The sequence below is a fragment of the Bacillus sp. MT94 genome (genome assembly GCF_058792475.1).
The window spans coordinates 25,687-45,170 of sequence record NZ_JBXAEZ010000007.1 but is presented as its reverse complement, the minus strand read 5'-3'; the positions used below and the strand labels follow the sequence as shown (position 1 = coordinate 45,170).

The 19,484-nt window shown below is 34.4% G+C and carries 19 protein-coding genes and 1 pseudogene; 11 read left to right on the top strand and 9 right to left on the bottom strand.

All coding sequences use genetic code 11. From position 1 onward, the window contains the following. Positions 1-21: 21 nt before the first annotated feature. Positions 22-1,173 carry a VanZ family protein gene (locus AC1Q51_RS22640; RefSeq protein WP_000128016.1) on the bottom strand — a complete coding sequence of 384 codons (1,152 nt, stop codon included), beginning with the start codon at positions 1,171-1,173 and terminating at the stop codon, positions 22-24. A gap of 171 nt (positions 1,174-1,344) precedes the next feature. On the opposite strand from AC1Q51_RS22640, the gene AC1Q51_RS22635 reads away from it, so the two are divergent. Further along, positions 1,345-1,548 carry a hypothetical protein gene (locus tag AC1Q51_RS22635; RefSeq protein ID WP_001268332.1) on the top strand — a complete coding sequence of 68 codons (204 nt, stop codon included), beginning with the start codon at positions 1,345-1,347 and terminating at the stop codon, positions 1,546-1,548. A 130-nt stretch (positions 1,549-1,678) separates the two neighbouring features. On the opposite strand, the gene AC1Q51_RS22630 is transcribed toward AC1Q51_RS22635, so the two are convergent. The 3 genes and pseudogenes from AC1Q51_RS22630 to AC1Q51_RS22620 all read right to left on the bottom strand — a co-directional run. After that, on the bottom strand, positions 1,679-1,966 hold the full coding sequence (locus tag AC1Q51_RS22630; RefSeq protein WP_000471253.1) for an antibiotic biosynthesis monooxygenase: 288 nt from the start codon (positions 1,964-1,966) through the stop codon (positions 1,679-1,681). A 179-nt stretch (positions 1,967-2,145) separates the two neighbouring features. Then, positions 2,146-2,958 (bottom strand): undecaprenyl-diphosphate phosphatase, encoded by an 813-nt coding sequence (locus AC1Q51_RS22625; RefSeq protein WP_000434794.1) that lies wholly within the window; start codon positions 2,956-2,958, stop codon positions 2,146-2,148. Positions 2,959-3,094: 136 nt separating this feature from the next. Further along, positions 3,095-3,625: pseudogene (locus tag AC1Q51_RS22620) on the bottom strand (methyl-accepting chemotaxis protein); the annotation flags it as partial. Between the two features lie 631 nt (positions 3,626-4,256). Between AC1Q51_RS22620 and AC1Q51_RS22615 the strand changes: the two are divergent. From AC1Q51_RS22615 to AC1Q51_RS22595, 5 genes are all read left to right on the top strand, one after another. Further along, positions 4,257-5,537, top strand: coding sequence for a 3D domain-containing protein (locus AC1Q51_RS22615; protein WP_001105810.1), 1,281 nt, complete (start codon positions 4,257-4,259; stop codon positions 5,535-5,537). A 113-nt stretch (positions 5,538-5,650) separates the two neighbouring features. Next, positions 5,651-5,869 (top strand): helix-turn-helix transcriptional regulator, encoded by a 219-nt coding sequence (locus AC1Q51_RS22610; RefSeq protein ID WP_000154019.1) that lies wholly within the window; start codon positions 5,651-5,653, stop codon positions 5,867-5,869. Beyond that, positions 5,862-6,335, top strand: coding sequence for a DUF2178 domain-containing protein (locus tag AC1Q51_RS22605; RefSeq protein WP_001080041.1), 474 nt, complete (start codon positions 5,862-5,864; stop codon positions 6,333-6,335). Before AC1Q51_RS22610 ends, AC1Q51_RS22605 begins: the two co-directional genes overlap by 8 nt. A gap of 117 nt (positions 6,336-6,452) precedes the next feature. Continuing rightward, positions 6,453-7,085 carry a class A sortase gene (locus AC1Q51_RS22600; protein WP_001041728.1) on the top strand — a complete coding sequence of 211 codons (633 nt, stop codon included), beginning with the start codon at positions 6,453-6,455 and terminating at the stop codon, positions 7,083-7,085. A 139-nt stretch (positions 7,086-7,224) separates the two neighbouring features. Then, entirely contained in the window at positions 7,225-8,304 is a 1,080-nt protein-coding gene (locus tag AC1Q51_RS22595) for a YHYH domain-containing protein (RefSeq protein WP_090978415.1), read from the top strand. Positions 8,305-8,333: 29 nt separating this feature from the next. On the opposite strand, the gene AC1Q51_RS22590 is transcribed toward AC1Q51_RS22595, so the two are convergent. Next, positions 8,334-9,719: a peptide MFS transporter gene (locus AC1Q51_RS22590; RefSeq protein WP_000443143.1), complete on the bottom strand. Its 1,386-nt coding sequence runs from the start codon at positions 9,717-9,719 to the stop codon at positions 8,334-8,336. A gap of 253 nt (positions 9,720-9,972) precedes the next feature. Between AC1Q51_RS22590 and brnQ1 the strand changes: the two genes are divergently transcribed. Beyond that, on the top strand, positions 9,973-11,274 hold the full coding sequence (gene brnQ1, locus AC1Q51_RS22585; protein ID WP_090978417.1) for a branched-chain amino acid transport system II carrier protein BrnQ1: 1,302 nt from the start codon (positions 9,973-9,975) through the stop codon (positions 11,272-11,274). A gap of 141 nt (positions 11,275-11,415) precedes the next feature. Beyond that, on the top strand, positions 11,416-13,137 hold the full coding sequence (locus AC1Q51_RS22580; RefSeq protein ID WP_090978419.1) for a DUF2339 domain-containing protein: 1,722 nt from the start codon (positions 11,416-11,418) through the stop codon (positions 13,135-13,137). A 35-nt stretch (positions 13,138-13,172) separates the two neighbouring features. On the opposite strand, the gene AC1Q51_RS22575 is transcribed toward AC1Q51_RS22580, so the two are convergent. Together AC1Q51_RS22575 and AC1Q51_RS22570 are read right to left on the bottom strand one after the other, a co-directional pair. Beyond that, positions 13,173-14,720 (bottom strand): DNA-binding protein, encoded by a 1,548-nt coding sequence (locus tag AC1Q51_RS22575; RefSeq protein WP_090978421.1) that lies wholly within the window; start codon positions 14,718-14,720, stop codon positions 13,173-13,175. Positions 14,721-14,901: 181 nt separating this feature from the next. Next, on the bottom strand, positions 14,902-16,293 hold the full coding sequence (locus AC1Q51_RS22570; RefSeq protein WP_001164892.1) for an amino acid permease: 1,392 nt from the start codon (positions 16,291-16,293) through the stop codon (positions 14,902-14,904). 280 nt (positions 16,294-16,573) lie between these two features. Here AC1Q51_RS22570 and AC1Q51_RS22565 point away from each other — a divergent pair, with 280 nt between their 5' ends. The 3 genes from AC1Q51_RS22565 (at position 16,574) to AC1Q51_RS22555 (ending at position 18,703) form a co-directional block, all read left to right on the top strand. Continuing rightward, the gene (locus AC1Q51_RS22565) at positions 16,574-17,866 is read left to right on the top strand and encodes an NCS2 family permease (protein ID WP_492331728.1); all 1,293 of its coding nucleotides are present in this window, start codon (positions 16,574-16,576) and stop codon (positions 17,864-17,866) included. Positions 17,867-18,069: 203 nt separating this feature from the next. Then, positions 18,070-18,270, top strand: coding sequence for a helix-turn-helix transcriptional regulator (locus tag AC1Q51_RS22560; RefSeq protein ID WP_000301184.1), 201 nt, complete (start codon positions 18,070-18,072; stop codon positions 18,268-18,270). Between the two features lie 4 nt (positions 18,271-18,274). Continuing rightward, a complete protein-coding gene (locus tag AC1Q51_RS22555; protein ID WP_098361498.1) occupies positions 18,275-18,703 on the top strand; it encodes a hypothetical protein in 429 nt (142 codons plus the stop codon). 39 nt (positions 18,704-18,742) lie between these two features. Here the strand turns inward: AC1Q51_RS22555 and AC1Q51_RS22550 are convergent, their stop codons facing one another. Together AC1Q51_RS22550 and AC1Q51_RS22545 are read right to left on the bottom strand one after the other, a co-directional pair. Beyond that, the gene (locus tag AC1Q51_RS22550; protein WP_098284480.1) at positions 18,743-19,180 is read right to left on the bottom strand and encodes a GNAT family N-acetyltransferase; all 438 of its coding nucleotides are present in this window, start codon (positions 19,178-19,180) and stop codon (positions 18,743-18,745) included. Positions 19,181-19,194: 14 nt separating this feature from the next. After that, complete coding sequence (locus tag AC1Q51_RS22545; protein WP_141532441.1) at positions 19,195-19,452, bottom strand: DUF4022 family protein; 258 nt, start codon at positions 19,450-19,452, stop codon at positions 19,195-19,197. Positions 19,453-19,484 lie beyond the last annotated feature (32 nt).

Genomic DNA, 19,484 nt, shown 5'->3' with positions numbered 1-19,484 from the left:
TATAAAAAAGCTGACAAATAATTATTTGTCAGCTTTTTTTAGTGTAATTGCATTTCTTGTATGACTAATATGTTCATAAAATAGTAGTTTATCACGGCTAAATACATGCAGTAAAACATGAATAATGAATAGGCCGTTAATGATAAATAGGAATAACAATGTAACGAGTAATACTAAAGGTTCTGTATGATTTAACATAGAGCTACTAGAAAGAATATAATTGATTCCGCCTAACGCAAAATAAAATATACCGTAGCGAATAAATAGTTCTTTTAATGTAATACGATCTGATTTTCCTTTCAGATGAATGCGAAGCAATGCTTTCCCAATTGTTTTTCCATTTGTAAAGTATGGAATAAGAATAAAATAAATAAGGATTGAACACGTAATGAAAATGAGTTCATACATATTCGTGTAAGATTGCATATTAGAAACGAAGAAAGAATTTCCTTTGTTTTTAACGACAGGTACGACGATAGATAAGAAAATCCAATCAATTTGCATCGCGATAAGGCGACGAATGAATCCGACTGGTTTCGTTTCTAAATCAATATGACTATCTAACTCATTTGTCTTCGGAAGGAAGTACGTAAATATTGGGGCAATGATAAAACCAATTACGCCACCTAATGTATTTAAAAACAAATCATCGATATCAAATAATCGGTATGCACAATTGTATATACCGTATAATCCAGTCACTTGTGTTAGCTCGAAAAATAGTGAAAGGAAAAAGGAAATGCAAATTGTTTGTAAGAAACTACGTCGGAAATAATAACGTAAGTAAATACCGAATGGAATAGTTAATAGAACATTAAATGCAACTTGTAAAAACGCAGACTCTTTTAATAAGTAGAAATAAGTAGCTGGTTTCGTTAAAACTGCCGATGTATGACTACTAATCTCTTGTATGAAATAAAATGGTGAGAGTTGCATGTGTTGTGTATTAGCTGGTTGTAGGCTACAAGTATCAAACGTTTGTGGTAACGGCAAAATAACAAGAAAATAGGCATTTAATAAGTAAAGTAATAATGAGTATAAAATAAATGAGCGCCATTTATTTAAATAACCGTATTTTCGATAATTAAATATTAAAAAAGGGATTAAAAGAAACATTGCTAAAAAGGGAAATAAAATAAATGCTGTTTTTACTGGAAATAAATATGCAGTCAAAGTAAAACTCCTTTCAATGAAAATTCGTTTATCATTATAGCGCCAAAAATATTTAAATACAAAGTTCAAATCTTTCGAAATAGAAAAAATTACTAATTTTATAGGAATTAAGTTATAATAAATTTAATATGAGGATATTATGATTATAGAAGTTGAGAGAGGGTACAAGAGATGCGATATGAACTTTTTTCTGTAAGTGGGGATCATATTACGACTTTTGAAAGTGCATGGCGTTTTCAGGAGGGAGAACAGATTTTTGTTCATGATGATCAAACAAAAAGAAACTTTATTATTATTCGTCTGACGCATGATGTATTTCAACAAAATAAACATGTTATTCGTTTGTATTGTCAAGAGAAGAAAGTGTATGCATAAGAGAAGCCCTCTTACAGTATGAAAAGTAAGAGGGGCCTTATCTCGTTATTTGTGAACAGCCCGATTGATGAGAGCTGATTAAAGTTCCACTTTATCATTTTTCCCCTCGTAAGGAATAAAAAGAGAAGGGTTAATGTACATAGCTAGCATTTGATTTGGAAGAAAGGATATAGCCTTGTATTTTGTGCTTCAAAGTTACATTTCTTTCTCTTTGAGAAAGCCATGTATGGTAATCTTGTTGTGTTTTCCATAACATACGAATCATATATTCTGCCTTATCATTTGTAGGATGAACATGTGAAAACTCTATGTTAATACAACCGTTCGTTCCGGGAGAAGGATAATATTGTTTAAGCCCATAAAGAAGCTCACTTTCATATCCGTACTTAATATGAATGAGTTTAGTAACAATAAACATATAAACACCTCTTTTACGATAATAGTAGGAAAGATAGCTTTACTATAATAGTGAACTTAAATGATATCATAATATTCAGAAAATTCAAAGTAAATGATAGATTTTAACTTAATACAGGTATAAAAAAGCGAGTCATCTAGTGTAATAGAATGACTCGCTTTCAATTTGTAAGTTTCATTTTATAAGAAAATAAGAGTAAGTACACCTACGATAATACAATAGAAAGAGAAATATTTTAAATTTCCTTTTGCCATAATGTTCATAAACCATTTTAGTGAAATATACGTCATGATAAATGTTGCGATGAATGCAACAACATATGGCACGAATAATGTGTCTAGATTTGGATCATTTGCAATGTCTGTAATGCTTAACAATAAGCCACCTAAGCTAACAGGAATGTATAGTAAGAATGAAAAGCGAAGAGCTGTTTCTTGCTTCATACCAAGTAACATTGCTGCTACGATTGTGGCACCAGATCGGCTTATTCCGGGAATCAGTGCGCAAGCTTGTGCTAATCCGACGATGATTGCATCTTTCATAGAAAGGTCGCCATCATTTTTACGACCGCGTAAATTTCTAATAATCCAAAGGCCGACAGCAGTAATAAGAAGGGAAATCCCAACCATCTTCACACCTTTTAAGTACTGATCGATGTAATCTTTAAATAAAACACCAATAACACCTGCTGGAATGGTTGCAATAACAAGATAAATAATAAAGAAGAAATCTGATTTTGCGTCTTCTGCTCTTGTAAATATATAAGAGAGACCATTCTTCGTTAGACGAATTAAATCATTTCTATAAATAAGTAATACAGCTAATAATGAAGCTGAATTAACAAGTAGTTCGAAGCTAAACCCTTCTATTTTTAGTCCTAGCAAATGTTGTGCTAAAACGAGATGACCACTTGAAGAAATTGGAATTGGTTCTGTTAGTCCTTGGAACAGACCGAGAATTAAATATTTTAAAACGTAGTAAAATTGTTCCATAATAACCTCCTTGTTTATTAGTTGAAAGAAACAACTTTTCCATTATAACAAAGATATGGATGAATATTGAAAAGAAATAAATATTCGAAATAAAATAAAAATCCCTTATAGCAGTATAAGGGATTTTTATTTTTAATTAAGAATTTACTGTTCCTTGAAGACTTTTAGACAATTGAACATCGACTTTTTCAGCATCATGAATATGATTCATAATAGTAGTATTTAATTTTTGGAACATTTGTTGTGTGTTAGCGAATTCTCGTAATATGTCATCATTACAAGATTTTTGGTTTTCAATAGCTTTAATAACATTTGTAGCACCATTTTGTAACGTTTGAATCATAACTAAAATATTTTCAATTCTAGCGTTTGTATCGGCGCTCATTTCTACACCTTCATCGACTAAATGTAAATTATCTTTTGTGTTATCGTATGCTTTTTCAATTTCTTCTTGAATTTTTTTCGTTAAGTTGCCTATGTTTTTTGTACTTTCTGCTGTACTTTCTGCTAGTTTTCTTACTTCATTGGCAACGACAGCGAATCCTTTACCGTGTTCTCCAGCACGTGCGGCTTCAATACTCGCATTTAAAGCAAGTAAATTTGTTTGTGCTGCAATGTTTTGAATGACTTCTACAATTTGCTCGATTTCCTTTGAGCGTTCGCTTAGATGATTCATACTATTAGACGTGCGTTGGGATTGTTCACCTAATTTATTAATTACAATAAGTAAGCGGTGAACGGATTCTTTTCCTTCATTAGAGCAGTCAATAATTTCTGCAATAGACTGAATTAAGCTTTGTTCCTTTTGTAACATTTCATTATTTAACTCATTGGAATGTGTCGTACGTGTTGAAACATTTTCGAAACATGAACTTAATTGTTGAACTAAATTTTGGAGTGTATTGTGTTGGTTATTTACAAGTTGGTGCTCTTGGACAACGCTTTGTACACGATCGTGGATAGTAGAAATAGTCTCTTGTTTTTCAATATCTTTTTGTTTTAATTCTGCTTCTAATTCTTGTATACGCTCTTCTAATTGAGCAATTGTATGTTGGAGTGATTTCTTTTGAGTAAACATGTATTTATTTCAACCGCCTTCGAAAGTTATATTTTCTCTATATTTGGATTTTAGCATCTTTTGTATTTTTTAAATATAGGAATTGTTAAATATTTAAGAATCTATTACATTTTATTCATAATTCTCTTTTTTTTGTCACGAAAAATAAACTGTATTTAATCGTTTTGTAAACAAACTGTAAAATAAATCATGTATAACTGTATAAGAAGGGAGTCGGATTATGAACTATTTTAAGCGAATCAGTAGTCTAGTATTAGCAGGAATTATCGGTCTTTCTAGTACAGTCGCTGTAAAAGCAGAGTCAAACGACGAGAAACTTAACAACATGCAACAGCAATTGCAACAAAACGATGCAGAAATGCAAAAGAAAGAGCAAGAGAAGCAAGCTGTTAGTAAAGAAATTAAAGGTATCGAAAACGAACTACATAATTTAAATAATACAATTGCAAAAAATAAAGAGGATCAAGCTGCTATTCAACGTAAAATCGATGAAACACATAAGCAGATTGAACAAAAAAAGGAAGAAATTGTCGTTTTAGAGGATAAAGTCCTTGCTCGTAAAGATATTATGAGAAAACGTATGGTTTCTGTTCAAAACAGCTCAAATACAAGTTTAGTAGTAGAAGTTGTAGTAGAGTCAAAAAACTTTGCAGACTTCTTACAACGTATGAACGCAGTTTCTACTATTCTAGAAGCTGATAAAGAAATTTTACGTCTACAAGAACAAGATCTTCGTCAAATTGAAGAAGATAAGAAAACAATTGACGAAAAAGAAGCATCTTTAGTAGTAGATAAACAAAAATTAGCAAAAGCGCAAGCTGAACTGCAAGATAACTTGAAAAAACGTCAAGATAACTTACAAACAGTTCAAGCTAAATATAATGAGGTTGCAAGTCAACTTAATTTAGCAGCGGAAGAAAAAGCTAAAATTGAATCAAATATGAAGGCAGTACAAGAAACAATTGCTCGTGAACAAGAAGCAGCAAGAATTGCGGCGGAAGAGCGTGCAAAAGCAGAAGCGGCTGCAAAAGCAGAGCAAGAAGCTTTAGCGAAAGCACAAGCAGAAATTGCTGAAAAGCAAAAGCAAGAAAAAGCTAGTAAACCGGCTGAACCAGTTGCTAATAATAATTCGAAGGTAGAACCTGCAAAACCTGCACAACCTGAACCGTCTTCTAAGCCAACTGCTGGCGGGAAAGAACTTTATGTACATGCAACAGCTTATACAGCAGATCCAGGTGAAAATGGCTATGCACCAGGTCAACAAGTATATTCTGCATGGGGAGGCTATAATCTAACTGCAAACCCAGGAATGAAATTGATTGCGGTGGATCCATCTGTTATCCCATTAGGTTCTCGTGTATATGTTGAAGGATACGGAGAAGCAATTGCAGCAGATACTGGTGGCGCGATTAAAGGTCACAAAATTGATGTTTTAATGCCAGATAAAGCTTCGTCTAGTAAGTGGGGCAGAAAAAATGTTAAGCTTACAATTTTAAACTAAAACGTAATCCAACTTTACAATACGTAAAGTTGGATTTTTTTTGTAAGAATAATGTTAAGTTGAGTTTACATTTTGTTAAGGATAGCATACAATAATGGTGAGAGGTGGTAAATTTGACCATTTTAAACAGAGTAAAAGAATTAAGAGCTCGTTTTAACTTTACACAAAGCGTATTAGCAGAAAAGGTTGGAGTAACGAGACAAACAATTGCAGCAATTGAAAAAGGGGATTACGTTCCTTCGTTGTTATTAGCACTTACGATTTGTGATGTGTTTCAGTTAAAGATGGAAGATGTGTTTGTTTTAAATAAGGAGGGGGAAGAGGATGAATAGAATTGTTTTTTCTTATATCATAAACGTGCTTTATACTGCTTTAGCATGCTGGACATTTGTTGAATTTTATAGTGTCATTACAGAGTTAGCAGATATAATTAAAAACGAGAAATTCCCATTTGAAGTATGGTTTAATGGAGTACCATTCATTTTATTATTTATTGGAGCAATTATAGTTACAATTTTTTATAGAATTCAAAAGAAAAAATATAAGAATTTATCTTTTTGGATGTATCCATTATTATTTCCACTAGAAGATGAACGTGAAAAAGCGATTACGGATAAAGCTTGCCGAACAACATTTGTATCGTTATGGTTTGTGTTACCTTGTGCAGTTGGATTTTTAACTTTTTCGCCTATTATTAATGAATATCTTCCTGGATACCCATTATATATTATATTTTCGATTTTCTTTATTCAAATGACAGTATTTCACGTATCACTATACAGAAATAAATTAGCTTAAAAAGAAACCTTCTTGCACCGGCAAGAAGGTTTCTTTTTAAGCTAATACTTGTACATATGGCGATATTATTTTATCATTTTATATAGAGTAAGATTTTGTAAGGGAAAGGAATTGTATATGAATAAGCAAAGAATTTATAGTATAGTAGCAATCCTTCTATTTGTTGTAGGTGGCGTGTTAATTGGAAAGCCATTTTATGATGGATATCAGGCTGAAAAGAAACAGACTGAAAATGTGCAGGCTGTTCAAAAGATGGATTATGAAAAGCATGAGACGGAATTTGTAGATGCTTCCAAAATTAATCAACCAGACTTGGCGGAAGTAGCGAATGCATCATTAGATAAGAAACAAGTAATCGGTCGTATTTCGATTCCAAGTGTTTCAGTAGAACTGCCTGTTTTGAAAGCTTCTACTGAAAAAAACTTATTATCAGGTGCAGCGACAGTAAAAGAGAATCAAGTTATGGGAAAAGGAAATTACGCACTAGCAGGACATAACATGTCTAAAAAAGGTGTTTTATTTAGTGATATAGCTTCTTTGAAAAGAGGCGATAAAATTTATTTGTATGACAATGAAAATGAATATGAGTATGCGGTTACTGGTGTATCTGAAGTAACTCCTGATAAGTGGGAAGTTGTAGAGGATCATGGGAAAGATGAGATAACGCTTATTACATGTGTATCTGTAAAGGATAATTCTAAGCGTTATGTTGTTGCTGGTGATTTAGTAGGAACGAAGGCGAAGAAGTAAAAAAGAAGGTGAACTCTTTAAAGAGTTCACCTTCTTTTTTACTAATGTTGAGAAATAATAGAATATTTTGGTTGGTATTTAAGTATTCTTCTATTTATGTATAATAAATTTAGAATTCTATATTTTGGGAGGAACAAGAGTGAGACAACAGGTGAAGAAACTTCTTTTAACAACGAGTATAGCGTTATTGGTAGCTCCAATTTCAGCTTATGCGCATCCAGGGCGTACAGATGCTAATGGCGGACATACGTGTCGTACAAATTGTGAGAAATGGGGATTACAGTACGGGGAATATCATTATCACAATAAACCAGCTTCTAGTAGTGGTGCAACGAGCCCAGCTCCTAGCCAGAATAATAATAGTGCTGTAGAAGCTGAGAGACAAGTAGAAGCACAGCGCAATACTGAGGCTGAAAAACAACGTAATGCAGAAGCACAGCGTAAAGATGAAGAAGAGAGACAACGTGTAGCCGAGGAACAAAGAAAAGCTGAAGAGGCACGTAAACAAGAGGAAGCGCAGCGCCAAGCTGATATGGAAAAAGGTCAACTTGAAGGTCAAAAGAATGGAGAAACTGATTTTAAAGCAGGAAAAAATGATGCAGAAGTGCATATAGCTGGAAAATCTGATGCATATAAACAAGCGTTTAAAGCGACTTATGCAGCCGCATGGTCTTTAGAAGAGCAGAAGAAAACGCATTTTGAAAAAGGAAAAGAACAAGGTTTAGCACAAGAGACGATGGACGATAGTCAAGTTGCTCCAGAGTTTAAGGTAAACTTTGCAGACGGGTTCAAAGTAGGGAATAAAGAAAGAGTAGAAAAAATTGAAAAAGAGCAAGCTGAATTAGGGGAAAAGACAGGGAAAGAATTAGCTGAAAAGAATCCTGGAAATAGAGAGAAAGAAGTATACGTGAAGGCATATGAAACAGCGTATGAAAAAGGCTATAAATCTACAAAAAAGGCAGTAGAAAAAGCTGGCTATAAGTATGCATTTGAAAACTATGATTTAAAAGTTCCTGCTAAGTATGAAAGAAATGAATTGTTAAAGAAATGGTTTACTGAAGGATTTAAATCGAATAAAAAAGCAGCGGAAATTCGAGAAGAAGGGTATAAAAAGGGAGACAGCTGGTTCTCATTTTTCTATAAGAGTTTCGTACCAAGTGAATATAAAGAACATAAAGAGCTGTACGAACAAGCAATAGAAAAAGGTAAAACGGCATAAAAAAGATGAGGAGAAATTCCTCATCTTTTTTAATCCATCCATTTTACTAATTTCTTAGAAATTAATAATAAAACACAACCTAATACAATTGCCACAGCGCCAATAACTGTGAATACTTCAGCGTATCCAAGTGAAGTTGTGAAGCTTGCAAGTTGTCCGCCTAAAATGTTGGCGATACCTGAACTTGCTAGCCATACACCCATTAGTAAAGATGCTAATTTTACCGGAGCAAGCGCACTAACCATTGATAGTCCGACAGGTGATAAGAATAGCTCACCTAACGTATGGAAAAGATACGTAAAGACGATAAATAGTAAGTTTGCTTTTTCTGTAATGTTATGTTCATCACTACCTGTTTTTAATGTAGCGATAACGAGAATGATATAACCGATACCGAGCAAGATCATCCCAAGTCCCATTTTAGTTGGGATTTTTAAATCACCCTGCTTGCGAGTTGCAAGTTTTGCCCATAATGCAGAAATGACTGGAGCAAGTAAAATAATAAATAATGGATTGACCGATTGGAACCAAGATGTTGGAACTTCCCATCCGAACACAGAGCGGTCTACAAATTTGTTTGTATATAATGTTAATGAGCTACCAGCTTGTTCAAAGCCAGCCCAGAAGAAGACAACGAAGCATGTTAAAATGACGATAACTGCGGTACGTTGTTTTTCTTTTTTTGTTAACGGTGTATCTCCTACTGATGGTTGTCCAGCAGCTGTTTGTAAATCGCGAGTTGGTTTTTTACCGATATTACCAAGGAAGCGATTTGAGAGTGTTGTAAATAAAATTTGTCCAATGATCATTCCGATTGAAGCGGCTAAGAAACCGTAACGGAATCCGTAATGTACAACGCCATCAACTGTTGTTTTGAATAAATTTTCTGATAAAAATCCGCAAACGAGTGGAGCTAAAAATGACCCGACGTTAATACCCATATAGAAAATGGTAAATGCACTATCACGTTTTGGGTCGTTCTCTTCGTATAATTCTCCAACCAGTGTAGAGATGTTCGGTTTGAAGAATCCGTTACCGATAATAATAAGCGCTAATCCGAGGTATAGGCCTAATTGGTTTTGCAAGGCAAATAGTGTAAGGTTACCGATTGCCATTGTTATACCACCAATTGTGATTGCTTTTCGTCTACCTAGAAAACGGTCTGTTAAGTAACCACCAATCATTGGTGTGAAATAACAGGCTCCAGTATAAAATCCGTAAATAGAGAGTGCCCATGCGGGACTAAACCCAAGACCACCGCTTACTAAAGCTGTCGTTAAATATAATGTTAATAATCCTCGTAATCCATAGTAACTAAATCTTTCCCACATTTCTGTAAAGAAGAGTAAGTATAAACCTGGAGGATGTTTCTTTTTTCTTTGTTGTTCTCTTTCTAGTTGTATCGCTGATTCCATGTTATTTTCCTCCTGACACAAACAAAAACAAAGTTAATAATTTTGTACATTTAATATTTTACCTTATTAACTATTATAAGTCAATAAAGGTTGATTTTTCAGAAGAAATTGGAAAAAGGGAATAGCTATAGAAGGGGTGTTTCTTTTGTGATAGACTATGGACTATGTTTTCTTTGTAAGGAAGCGGGTTATTGTACTTTTTTTATATGTGGAATTGATTTCATAAGAGATGAAATTAAAGAAGGAGAAAGAAATGAAATTGTTACAGAAAAAAGAAATTTTACTTATTAGTCTTATGTTATTTTCGATGTTCTTTGGAGCAGGGAATCTTATATTCCCACCTTTTCTTGGATATGAAGCAGGAGAACATGTGTGGATTTCATTAGTAGGATTTATTATATCAGCAACAGGTCTTCCTATATTAGGTGTTATCTCTATTGCAAAAGCAGGAAGTTTTCAAACGTTAGCGGGTAGAGTTCATTCTTCATTTGCAATTATTTTTCCATGTATCGTGTATGTATTTATTGGACCTGGGCTTGGTATACCACGTGCGGGAAGTTTAGCCTTTGAAATGGGGCCAGGTCAGTTATTCCCTGAAGCAGGAAGCGGAGTATTATTGTTTTACACAGTTATTTTCTTTAGTATTGTTTACTGGTTAAGTTTATCACCATCTAAACTAATGGGGTTGTTTGGAAAAGTCTTGACGCCGTTATTATTATGTATGATTGCACTTATTTTTATAAAGAGTATGTTTACAACAGTAGGAGATATGAAAGAACCAATAGGGAACTATGGCCAAGCTCCTATGTTTCAAGGGTTTTTAGATGGATATTTAACAATGGATGCGTTAGCTGCTTTAATCTTTGGAATTGTTATTGCAAATGCATTACGTGCAAAGGGTATTGAAGATGATAAAGGTTTAGCGAAATATATGAGTATTGCTGGAATTGGGGCAGGACTATTATTATCTATTATTTATGTCATCCTTGGATATGTGGGGGCAATTAGTGGCTCATTAGGAACATTTGATAACGGTGCGAAAGTGTTAGTACAAGTTATGATTACATTATTTGGACAGGGCGGAGTCGTTTTATTAGGTCTTATTTTTACTATCGCTTGTTTATGTGTTTCAATTGGACTTGTTACGTCTTGTAGTCAATTTTTTGCGAGTGCATTTCCGAAAGTATCTTATAAAGTGTGGGCATTTATAGTAAGCGTTGTTAGTATGATCTTAGCTAATTTAGGATTAACGCAAATTTTAAAAGTATCAGTACCAATTCTTGGATTTATTTATCCAATTGCATTAACGCTTATTATTCTAGGGTTATTCCATAAGTATATTGGGAAGTATGCATACGTATATGCAGTAACTGTTTGGATTGTAGCAATATTTAGTGCAATTGATATTTTAAATAAAAATGTAATGATGAATCAGTGGACGTCAGTATTAAAATACATTCCATTTTATACAGAAGGTGTTGGGTGGATAGTTCCAGCTATTATAGGCGTGTGTGTTGGTGTCATCGTTAGCATTGTTCTAAATAAGAATAAATGAGTAAAAAGGTGTTTTCCTATTTTGGGAAGGCATCTTTCTTTTTTTGGAAAAAATACTATTGAAAATGAATAGACTAAGAGTATGATAAAGATAATTGGTAATATATAGGTTTAATGAGAGTTACGAATAAGGGGGTAGCGTATGAAGAAGGATTTGGATAAGAAAATAGAAGCACTCGAAACGGCAATTGAAACAATTCAAGAGGCACTTGCTGAATTAAAAGTGAAGCAAAGGGAAATAGAAGTAGAAAACGCTCAGCAACATGTTAGTAAGGAAAAGAAAGAATATATTGAAACGGTAATGGAGGAAAAGCCAAAAGAAGAAATAGTTACGATAAAAGAGCCTGTGCAAGAATATGAGGTAAAACAAGTAGATATATCTGTTTTTAAACCAGAGCCATTTAATATTATTAAGTTTTGTCAAACGTGGTTACCGCGTGTATTTGTCGGTATTATGTTGCTTGGAGTGATCTGGTTATTTAAAGCAGGAGTAGATGCTGGTTTATTAACACCAGCAATACGAATTGTGTTTGGTATCGCATTATCTATCGGTTTGTATTATATAGGAGATATTCAAATTAAAAGAGAGCGGCAGGCGTTAGGATTAGTATTGGTTGGAGGAAATATTTCGGGGATTGTTTTAACGACGTTTGCGGCACATTATTTGTATGCATTTATTCCGGCAAGTATCGCGTTTCTCTTTAATATTGCATGGGTTATTTTAGGGATTTATTTAGCGAAAAGATATAACTCGGAATACCTTACTATCTTCGTAGCGGTAGGAGCGTTCTTCGTGCCATTCTTGTTAAATAGTACGACTCCTAATCCTTATATTTTCTTTGGATACGAGACGATATTAACACTTAGTTTATTATGGTATGGATTGAAAAATCGTTATAAATACTTATATATGATTTCTTACGCTGTCGCGGCCATTGTTCTTTTTGTCTTCTTTGCTGTTATGTCAATATTAGTAGAGAACTTGCAAATACAGTTAACGATTGTATATGGTTTGATTCATTTACTATTATTTTGGCATATGTTTACGGAGAGAAGTTTTATACCAGAACCACGTTTGGCGATATTTAGTGCGAATGCAGTTTTCTTTATACTAGCTATTGCCAAAATACCTGATTTTACAACATGGGGATTGATTATTAGTGCAATTGTGCACGCTGCTATGTTTGTGCTTGAGTATAGGAAGAATAGACATTCTACATTTACAAATCTCTTATTTGGTTTCGCAATGGGAGCATTTAGTTTAGCGATTTTATACGAGTATAGTTTAGTGAATGCAGCGATTGTACTATTATTACAAGGTTTCCTCGGCATGGTCACTTCTATTAAAGCAAAACAACAGATAAAATTGTATGTTAGTGCGACGGTTTACGCAATTGGAATGATACAGACGATTTTTAGCCCGTTTGATGAATTTATTTCGGCAGGTTTTGTTGCTCATCTTATTTTAATAGGAACGTTCTATTATTGCATGAGACAAGCGAAAGAAGTGTTAGCGAGTATGGGTAAGTATGTGTACTCTATAGCGCTCTACTGGTTAATGGTCATTGTATTTATTACAATCACTAGAATTGGTGAAGTTCTTTCTACAGATGGAAGTATAATTAGCGTATCTGTATCGTTATTATGGATGATATATGCGTTATTTGCAGTTTGGTTTGGCCGTTATAGACAGATGAATGAAATATTATATGCTGGATTAATCGTATTAGTAGTAACGGTAGGGAAGTTATTCCTACTTGACTTACCAGAGGTATCGATGATGATTAGGGCAGTGTTATTCCTAATCGTCGGTAGTATAGGTATCGTTATTTCAAGAATGTTTTTCTCGAAGGAAGAGAAGTGAGAAGAAGGCAATCCATGTATGGATTGCCTTTTTCATTATTTCTTATTAATCGTTACAGTTTCATTATATTTCGTTGTTGTATTTTGGCGTAGACGAAGAGTTGCTTGTCCAGTTGTATTTGAATCAATCTGTACATTTACAACTTTCTCAGCAGAGCCTAAGCTGTTTGTTGTGAAAGAGAAGGCACTACTATATCCAAAAGCAGATGGCCAAGTGCCGTTTGTATTTTGAATTTTTGCTACTTGTGTTCCACCAGTAGTGAATATACCTAAAGAATAGTTGTTATAAGTTGTATTAGGTAGTAAGTTGTTTACTTGAATCTTCATTTGGAAAATTTCATTGTTTGGTAGAATGCTAGGGTGTGTAACGACGTAGTCGCTTGTTGTTACCGCACCGTTATAACCGTATGAACCTGGTTTAAAAGTATTTGTATTAAACCATTGATAACCCGCATTTGGTGCACTCCAAGGTTCAGGTTGTGGTTCTGTTGATAAGCTTGGCTGTTCAAATGTTTGTAGAGCTGTAGGTGAATCAAGTTGTAAACCATTTACTTGATCTAAACTTGTAAATGTCTCTTTATTCGATAACCAATTTACGATGTTTTCTAATAAAATCGCATCGTTTTCTTCTTTATAACCATCGTAAGTTTTCTTTGTTTGGCCAGAATCTTCACGAACGTACTTTGGCGTAGCATCTTCAACAGGAGAAGAGTCACCAATAAAGGCAGCTTTTCCAAGTCCTACTTTTGCAATTGCAGCATATGGGCCTTCTGCAAGACCACCGCCATTATAAACGCCACTATCAACAGCGTTATTCCATTTTGATGGATTTTCTGGAAGGTAAACAAGTCCTTTTGCTAGTTTTGGGTTTGTAATTGCTAGAGTAGAACCAGCATGCATTGCTACAGAAGAAACACCTTTTGTAATTCCGAAAGATTGTTCAGGCGATACAATTGTTTTCGCTGAAACATCACCAAGTGCATTGTAGCGGAAGCGAATACCGAAGTTGTCAGATAGCCAATCAGTGCTTTCTACTCCTTGCATAGCTTGTGAATTTGCTTCTTCATTAGACATTCCTTTTGCTGGATTATCCCAAGCACCGCGTCTATATCCATTAAATACTTCAGAAGAGTCCCAGCGATTTTTATTACGATCTGCATTGTAATGATCGGCAATAAAGAAGATACTACCGCCATTTTTTACATATTGTAACATAGCGTCCTGCTCAGATTTTTTGTAAGGAATATTAGCTTCTGGAACGATAAATACATTGTAACCTTTTAAGTCTTCGTACGTAATAGGTGTTGATTTACGAAGTTCTTTTACGTGATAACCGTTTTTTGCAATGCCGTTTCCGAAGTCAGAAAAGCCGCCGTCAATAACCCAGTCAGCTGTCCCAGCAGTTTGACCGTGTGTATTATCGAATAATACTTTCTTCCCATTGTTTTGATTTACAACTTTTGCAGCAATTTCAGGAGCTGGGTCTACAGAGCTTTCGGCATAAGTAGACGGTATGAACGAGGTCCCTATACTTAGTGTAATTGCTGTTGCTAAAGAAAATGTAATCCATTTTTTATTCTTCATAGAAGAATCCCCCTAATAATAAATATATGTGCTTTAATAATGTAATTTATTTTTCTGTAAAAATAAAGACGGAAAACATAAAAAATATTAAAAGATTGTAAAAATACCGTGAATTTTGTTGAGAAATATTTATATAGATATAAAAGCACCCCTTCCAAGTAATAAGGAAGGGATGCTTTGCTTAACTAATTTTTGAGTTAGGTGTTTCATCAATCTTATGAAACCCTTTCATGTAATATACGATTGCTAAGCCGATAAGCCAAATTGGGCCGACAATCAATGCAATTCGTGTATCTTCTGAATACGCCATTATACCTAGTACTAATACAAGGAAAACGAGTGAGAAATATGAGCTTAATGGGTATAAAGGCATTTTATACGATAACTTTTGTTTATTTTGAGTAGGTAAGCTTTTACGGAATTTAATTTGAGCAACTAATATAATGCCCCAAGTCCAAATTGCGCCGAAAGTTGAAATGCTAGTAAGCCATGTAAATACCTTTGCAGGTACGAGATAGTTTAATATAACACCAATGAGTAAAACGATAGCAGTTGCTACAATTCCTTGGCTTGGAATGCCATTTTTATTTAAACGACCAAATCTTTCAGGAGCTTTTTTCTGCTGAGCTAATGTAAATAGCATACGGCCTGTACTAAATAAACCGCCATTACAAGAAGAAAGAGCTGCTGTTAATACGACAAAGTTAATAATACCTGCTGCTTTTGCGATACCAATTTGCTGGAATGTTAATACGAATGGGCTTCCTTTCTCACCAAGTTCGTTCCATGGATAAATTGCCATCATAACGAATAGAGCTCCTACGTAGAACAGTAATATTCTCCAAAACACGTTATCAATTGCTTTTGCGAGTGTTTTCTTCGGATTTTGAGCTTCACCAGCTGTAACACCGATTAATTCAACGCCTAAATAAGCGAATAGTACCATCTGCATGGAGAGTAGTAATCCAGAAAAACCATTTGGGAACCAGCCACCATGTGACCAAAGATTTGAAATACCAGTAGCGATACCACCGTTTCCGAATCCGAATAAAATAATACCAGCGCCGACAACTATCATACAGATAATTGTGACAATTTTAATGAGAGCAAACCAAAACTCAAGTTCTCCAAATACTTTTACCGATAAGAAGTTAAAAGCGCTCATTAACAATAGAGCAAGTAACGCCCAAGTCCAGCGCGGGATATCTGGAAACCAGTACTGCATGTAAATGCCAGCTGCTGTAATTTCAGCCATACAAGTAACAACCCATAAGAACCAGTAATTCCAGCCAGTAATATAACCAGCGAGTGGGCCGATATAATCATATGCATATTTACTAAAAGAACCGGCAACAGGTTGTTCAATTGCCATTTCCCCGAGAGCTCGCATGATGAAAAAAATAACGAGTCCGGCAATCATATAGCCTAGTAAAATAGAAGGACCGGCTAGTTTAATAGCGGAAGCAGATCCTAAAAATAGCCCAACGCCAATAGCTGAGCCAAGTGACATTAAAGTAATATGTCGTTCTTTTAAACCACGATTTAAAGTTCCAGATTTGTTTGTGTGCTGCATAAGAAGAATCCCCCTTGTAGAGTGAACAATATTTGAATGCGTTTACTAAATATTTAACTATTTCAAATTATAAAACATTTCTATCTGTTATGCTACAAAAATAATCATAATGAACTGTACTACATCTGTACTTGTCAGACTTAAACTTAAAATTCGAACTATTAGGGAATATATTGACTCTTCTTTTTATTGATTGTTAAGATTAAGTATTATATTTTCTCACATACTAGTAAGAAAAGAATGTGTGATAATAATTCAGGTGTAGGAAGGGTACATAAGCATGTTTCAATTACAAAAATATAACACTTCTGTGAAGCAAGAGTTTTTAGCTGGCATCACAACTTTTTTTACATTTGCGTATATTCTTGTCATCAATCCAAAAATATTATCTGATGCAGGTGTACCATTTGACCAAGCGTTTACAGCAACAATTATTGCAACCGTTGTTGGAACAGTAGGTATGGCGATTTTCGCGAATTACCCGATTGTTATTGCTCCAGCTATGGGAATGAATGCATATTTTGCTTATTCTGTTGTACAGAAGGCAGAAGGGATTACATATGTAGTTGCCTTTTCAGCTGTATTTGTAACGGGGATTATTTTTCTTTTATTATCTTTTACTTCGTTTAGGCAAAAGTTAATTTTAGCAATTCCTGATAGTTTAAAGCATGCAATTGCAGGTGGAATTGGACTATTTATTGCTTTTATTGGATTGCGCCTTTCTGGAATTATCGTGGATCATCCTTCTAATTTAGTTACGATTGGTGATTTTCATTCTCCAGCTGTTATTTTAACTTTAATTGGTTTAATATTAGCGGCGGTATTAATGGCATTACGTGTGAGTGGTGCATTATTTATTAGTATGATTGTGACAGGAGTTATCGCCTTCTTTACAGGGCAATTGAAGTTTGCTGATAAAATTGTGGAGATGCCTCATTTGCCAGAGGGTATTATCGTTTCAAACCCAATCAATGCATTTTCAGATGTAATTGAATACGGATTATATGGTGTTGTATTTTCATTTTTACTTGTACTTTTATTCGATACAACAGGTGCATTACTTGGTTTAATTAAACAAGCAGGTTTAATTACAGACAATACAGAGAAGCGTTTTGGTAAAGCGTTTATTGCAGATGCAATTGGCGGGACTACAGGTTCTATCTTTGGAACAAGCCCAACAGCAGCGACGATTGAATCGTCAGCAGGTATTGCTGCAGGTGGGAAAACTGGATTAACAGGGATTGTAGTTGTTGGTCTAACAATTATAACGGCATTTTTCAGTCCTGTTATTGCTTCTTTATCAAGTGTAGCCGCTATTACAGCTCCTTCATTAATTATAGTAGGTAGTTTAATGGCACAAAGCATTCGAGATATTAATTGGAATGAATTTGAAGATGCGTTACCAGCATTTTTGATTTTTATAGGTATTCCGTTAACGTCTAGTATTGCAAATGGAATTGCAATTGGATTTTTAGTATATCCAGTTTTGAAAATTGTGAAGGGTAAAGGAAAGGAAGTACATCCATTACTATACTTATTTACAATTTTATTTGGATGTCATTTATTCTTATAATATAGATATAGGAGAGGGAGCTTCTTATGAGAGGCTCCTTTTTTGTGTATAATAAAGTGAAACTATAGGCAGTAGTGGGGATTTATCCCCACTGTGTATTAGCCCGCATCAATCGGGATAATGTCGAAATTAAATTAATTTCGTAAAATATAAATTACCTAATGGAATATATATGTTACAATAAAGGTAGAGGAGGAACATGAATGGCTGTAAGTAAAATAAAAGTCGCGCGTGTTCAGTTAGATTTAACACAGCAACAATTAGCAGAAAAAGTAGGCGTTACAAGGCAAACGATTAGTTTAATTGAGAAGGGGAAATACAATCCATCTTTAGATTTATGTTTGAAAATTTGTTATGCAGTAGATAAAACGTTGAATGAGTTGTTTTGGGAGGAAAAGGAGTGATAGGGTGAAAATCGTGAAAGATGAACGTTTAATGATTGAGGGGTTAAAACACATTAGGTTAGTTTTCATCTTACAAAATATCATCATACTAGGCATTGTTTTTTACCGTTATGTTTTGCAAGGAGCAGGATATGAAAGTGTTTCGGATCTATTAATGGTATTTATGGGCGGGATCGTAGCCATTAACTTCTTAAATTTAAAACATTCTGTAGAGGCATATGAGCATACAGGTGGGGTATCACGTAGCTATTTCATGAAACTATTATTCATTCCGGTAGGTATTGTTATTGGACTGTTAGCTATTTGTATTATTGTAACACCGGATATTTCGATAAAAGCAATCAGTATAACAGCATTTATTATGTTTGCTTGTTTTTTAGTTCCTAGTTTATTTATCTACATATATATGAAAAAGATAAAAAGTGAAGATTGAAATATAAGAAAGGCTTTCCCGTATTGAGGAAAGCCTTTCTTATATCTTTTTATACAGTACTTTATGAAGGCCAATCGGTTCAATTTCAAAGATTTCACCATGCTCCTGAAAGTCTAATCGCTTGTAATAGTCAGTTACAGTAATACGGCCATTACACCATAGGATGTTTGCTTTCCGTTCTTTTAAAATTTGTTCTGCCTTCTGAATTAAGGAGCTTCCAGCTCTTTTGTTTCTAAAGTTAGGTAATGTTGCCATTCCTCGTAGTCTATAATGGATGCCATTTTGTAAACCAGGATATATTTCTTTTGAGAAGGAAGCGATGCTAATCAACTCATCATTTATAAAGGCACCTAAGTGGAATGTGTCTTTTTCGTAGTCAGAAGAGTATTTACAGTCTGCTAGGGACTGATTGGGACGCAACACCGCTTGGCGTAATAAGTGTGTCTCGGATGCTTCAATATACTGCACAGTAATCATATTATCATCCTTTCTTATAAACCCTTTTCTATAAGTTGTATAAAGAAGTATGCAGGTGCAGCGAGAAGGCCGAGTATACTAGCGACTCCGAGAAGGAGTGAAAGTAAAAGGCATGAGTATTTAACTCCATTTGATTTTTTCCAACCATAGCTGCAAATTTCAATGCTAACACCGATGAGAATAATGGCGACGAGTACTTCCGCTAATAATAAGAGAGCTAAAGTTACAATAGACATAATGTAATCCATCCTCATAATATGTGATAGTAACATTTTACCATATGAAATTAAAAAGATGCCCCTTA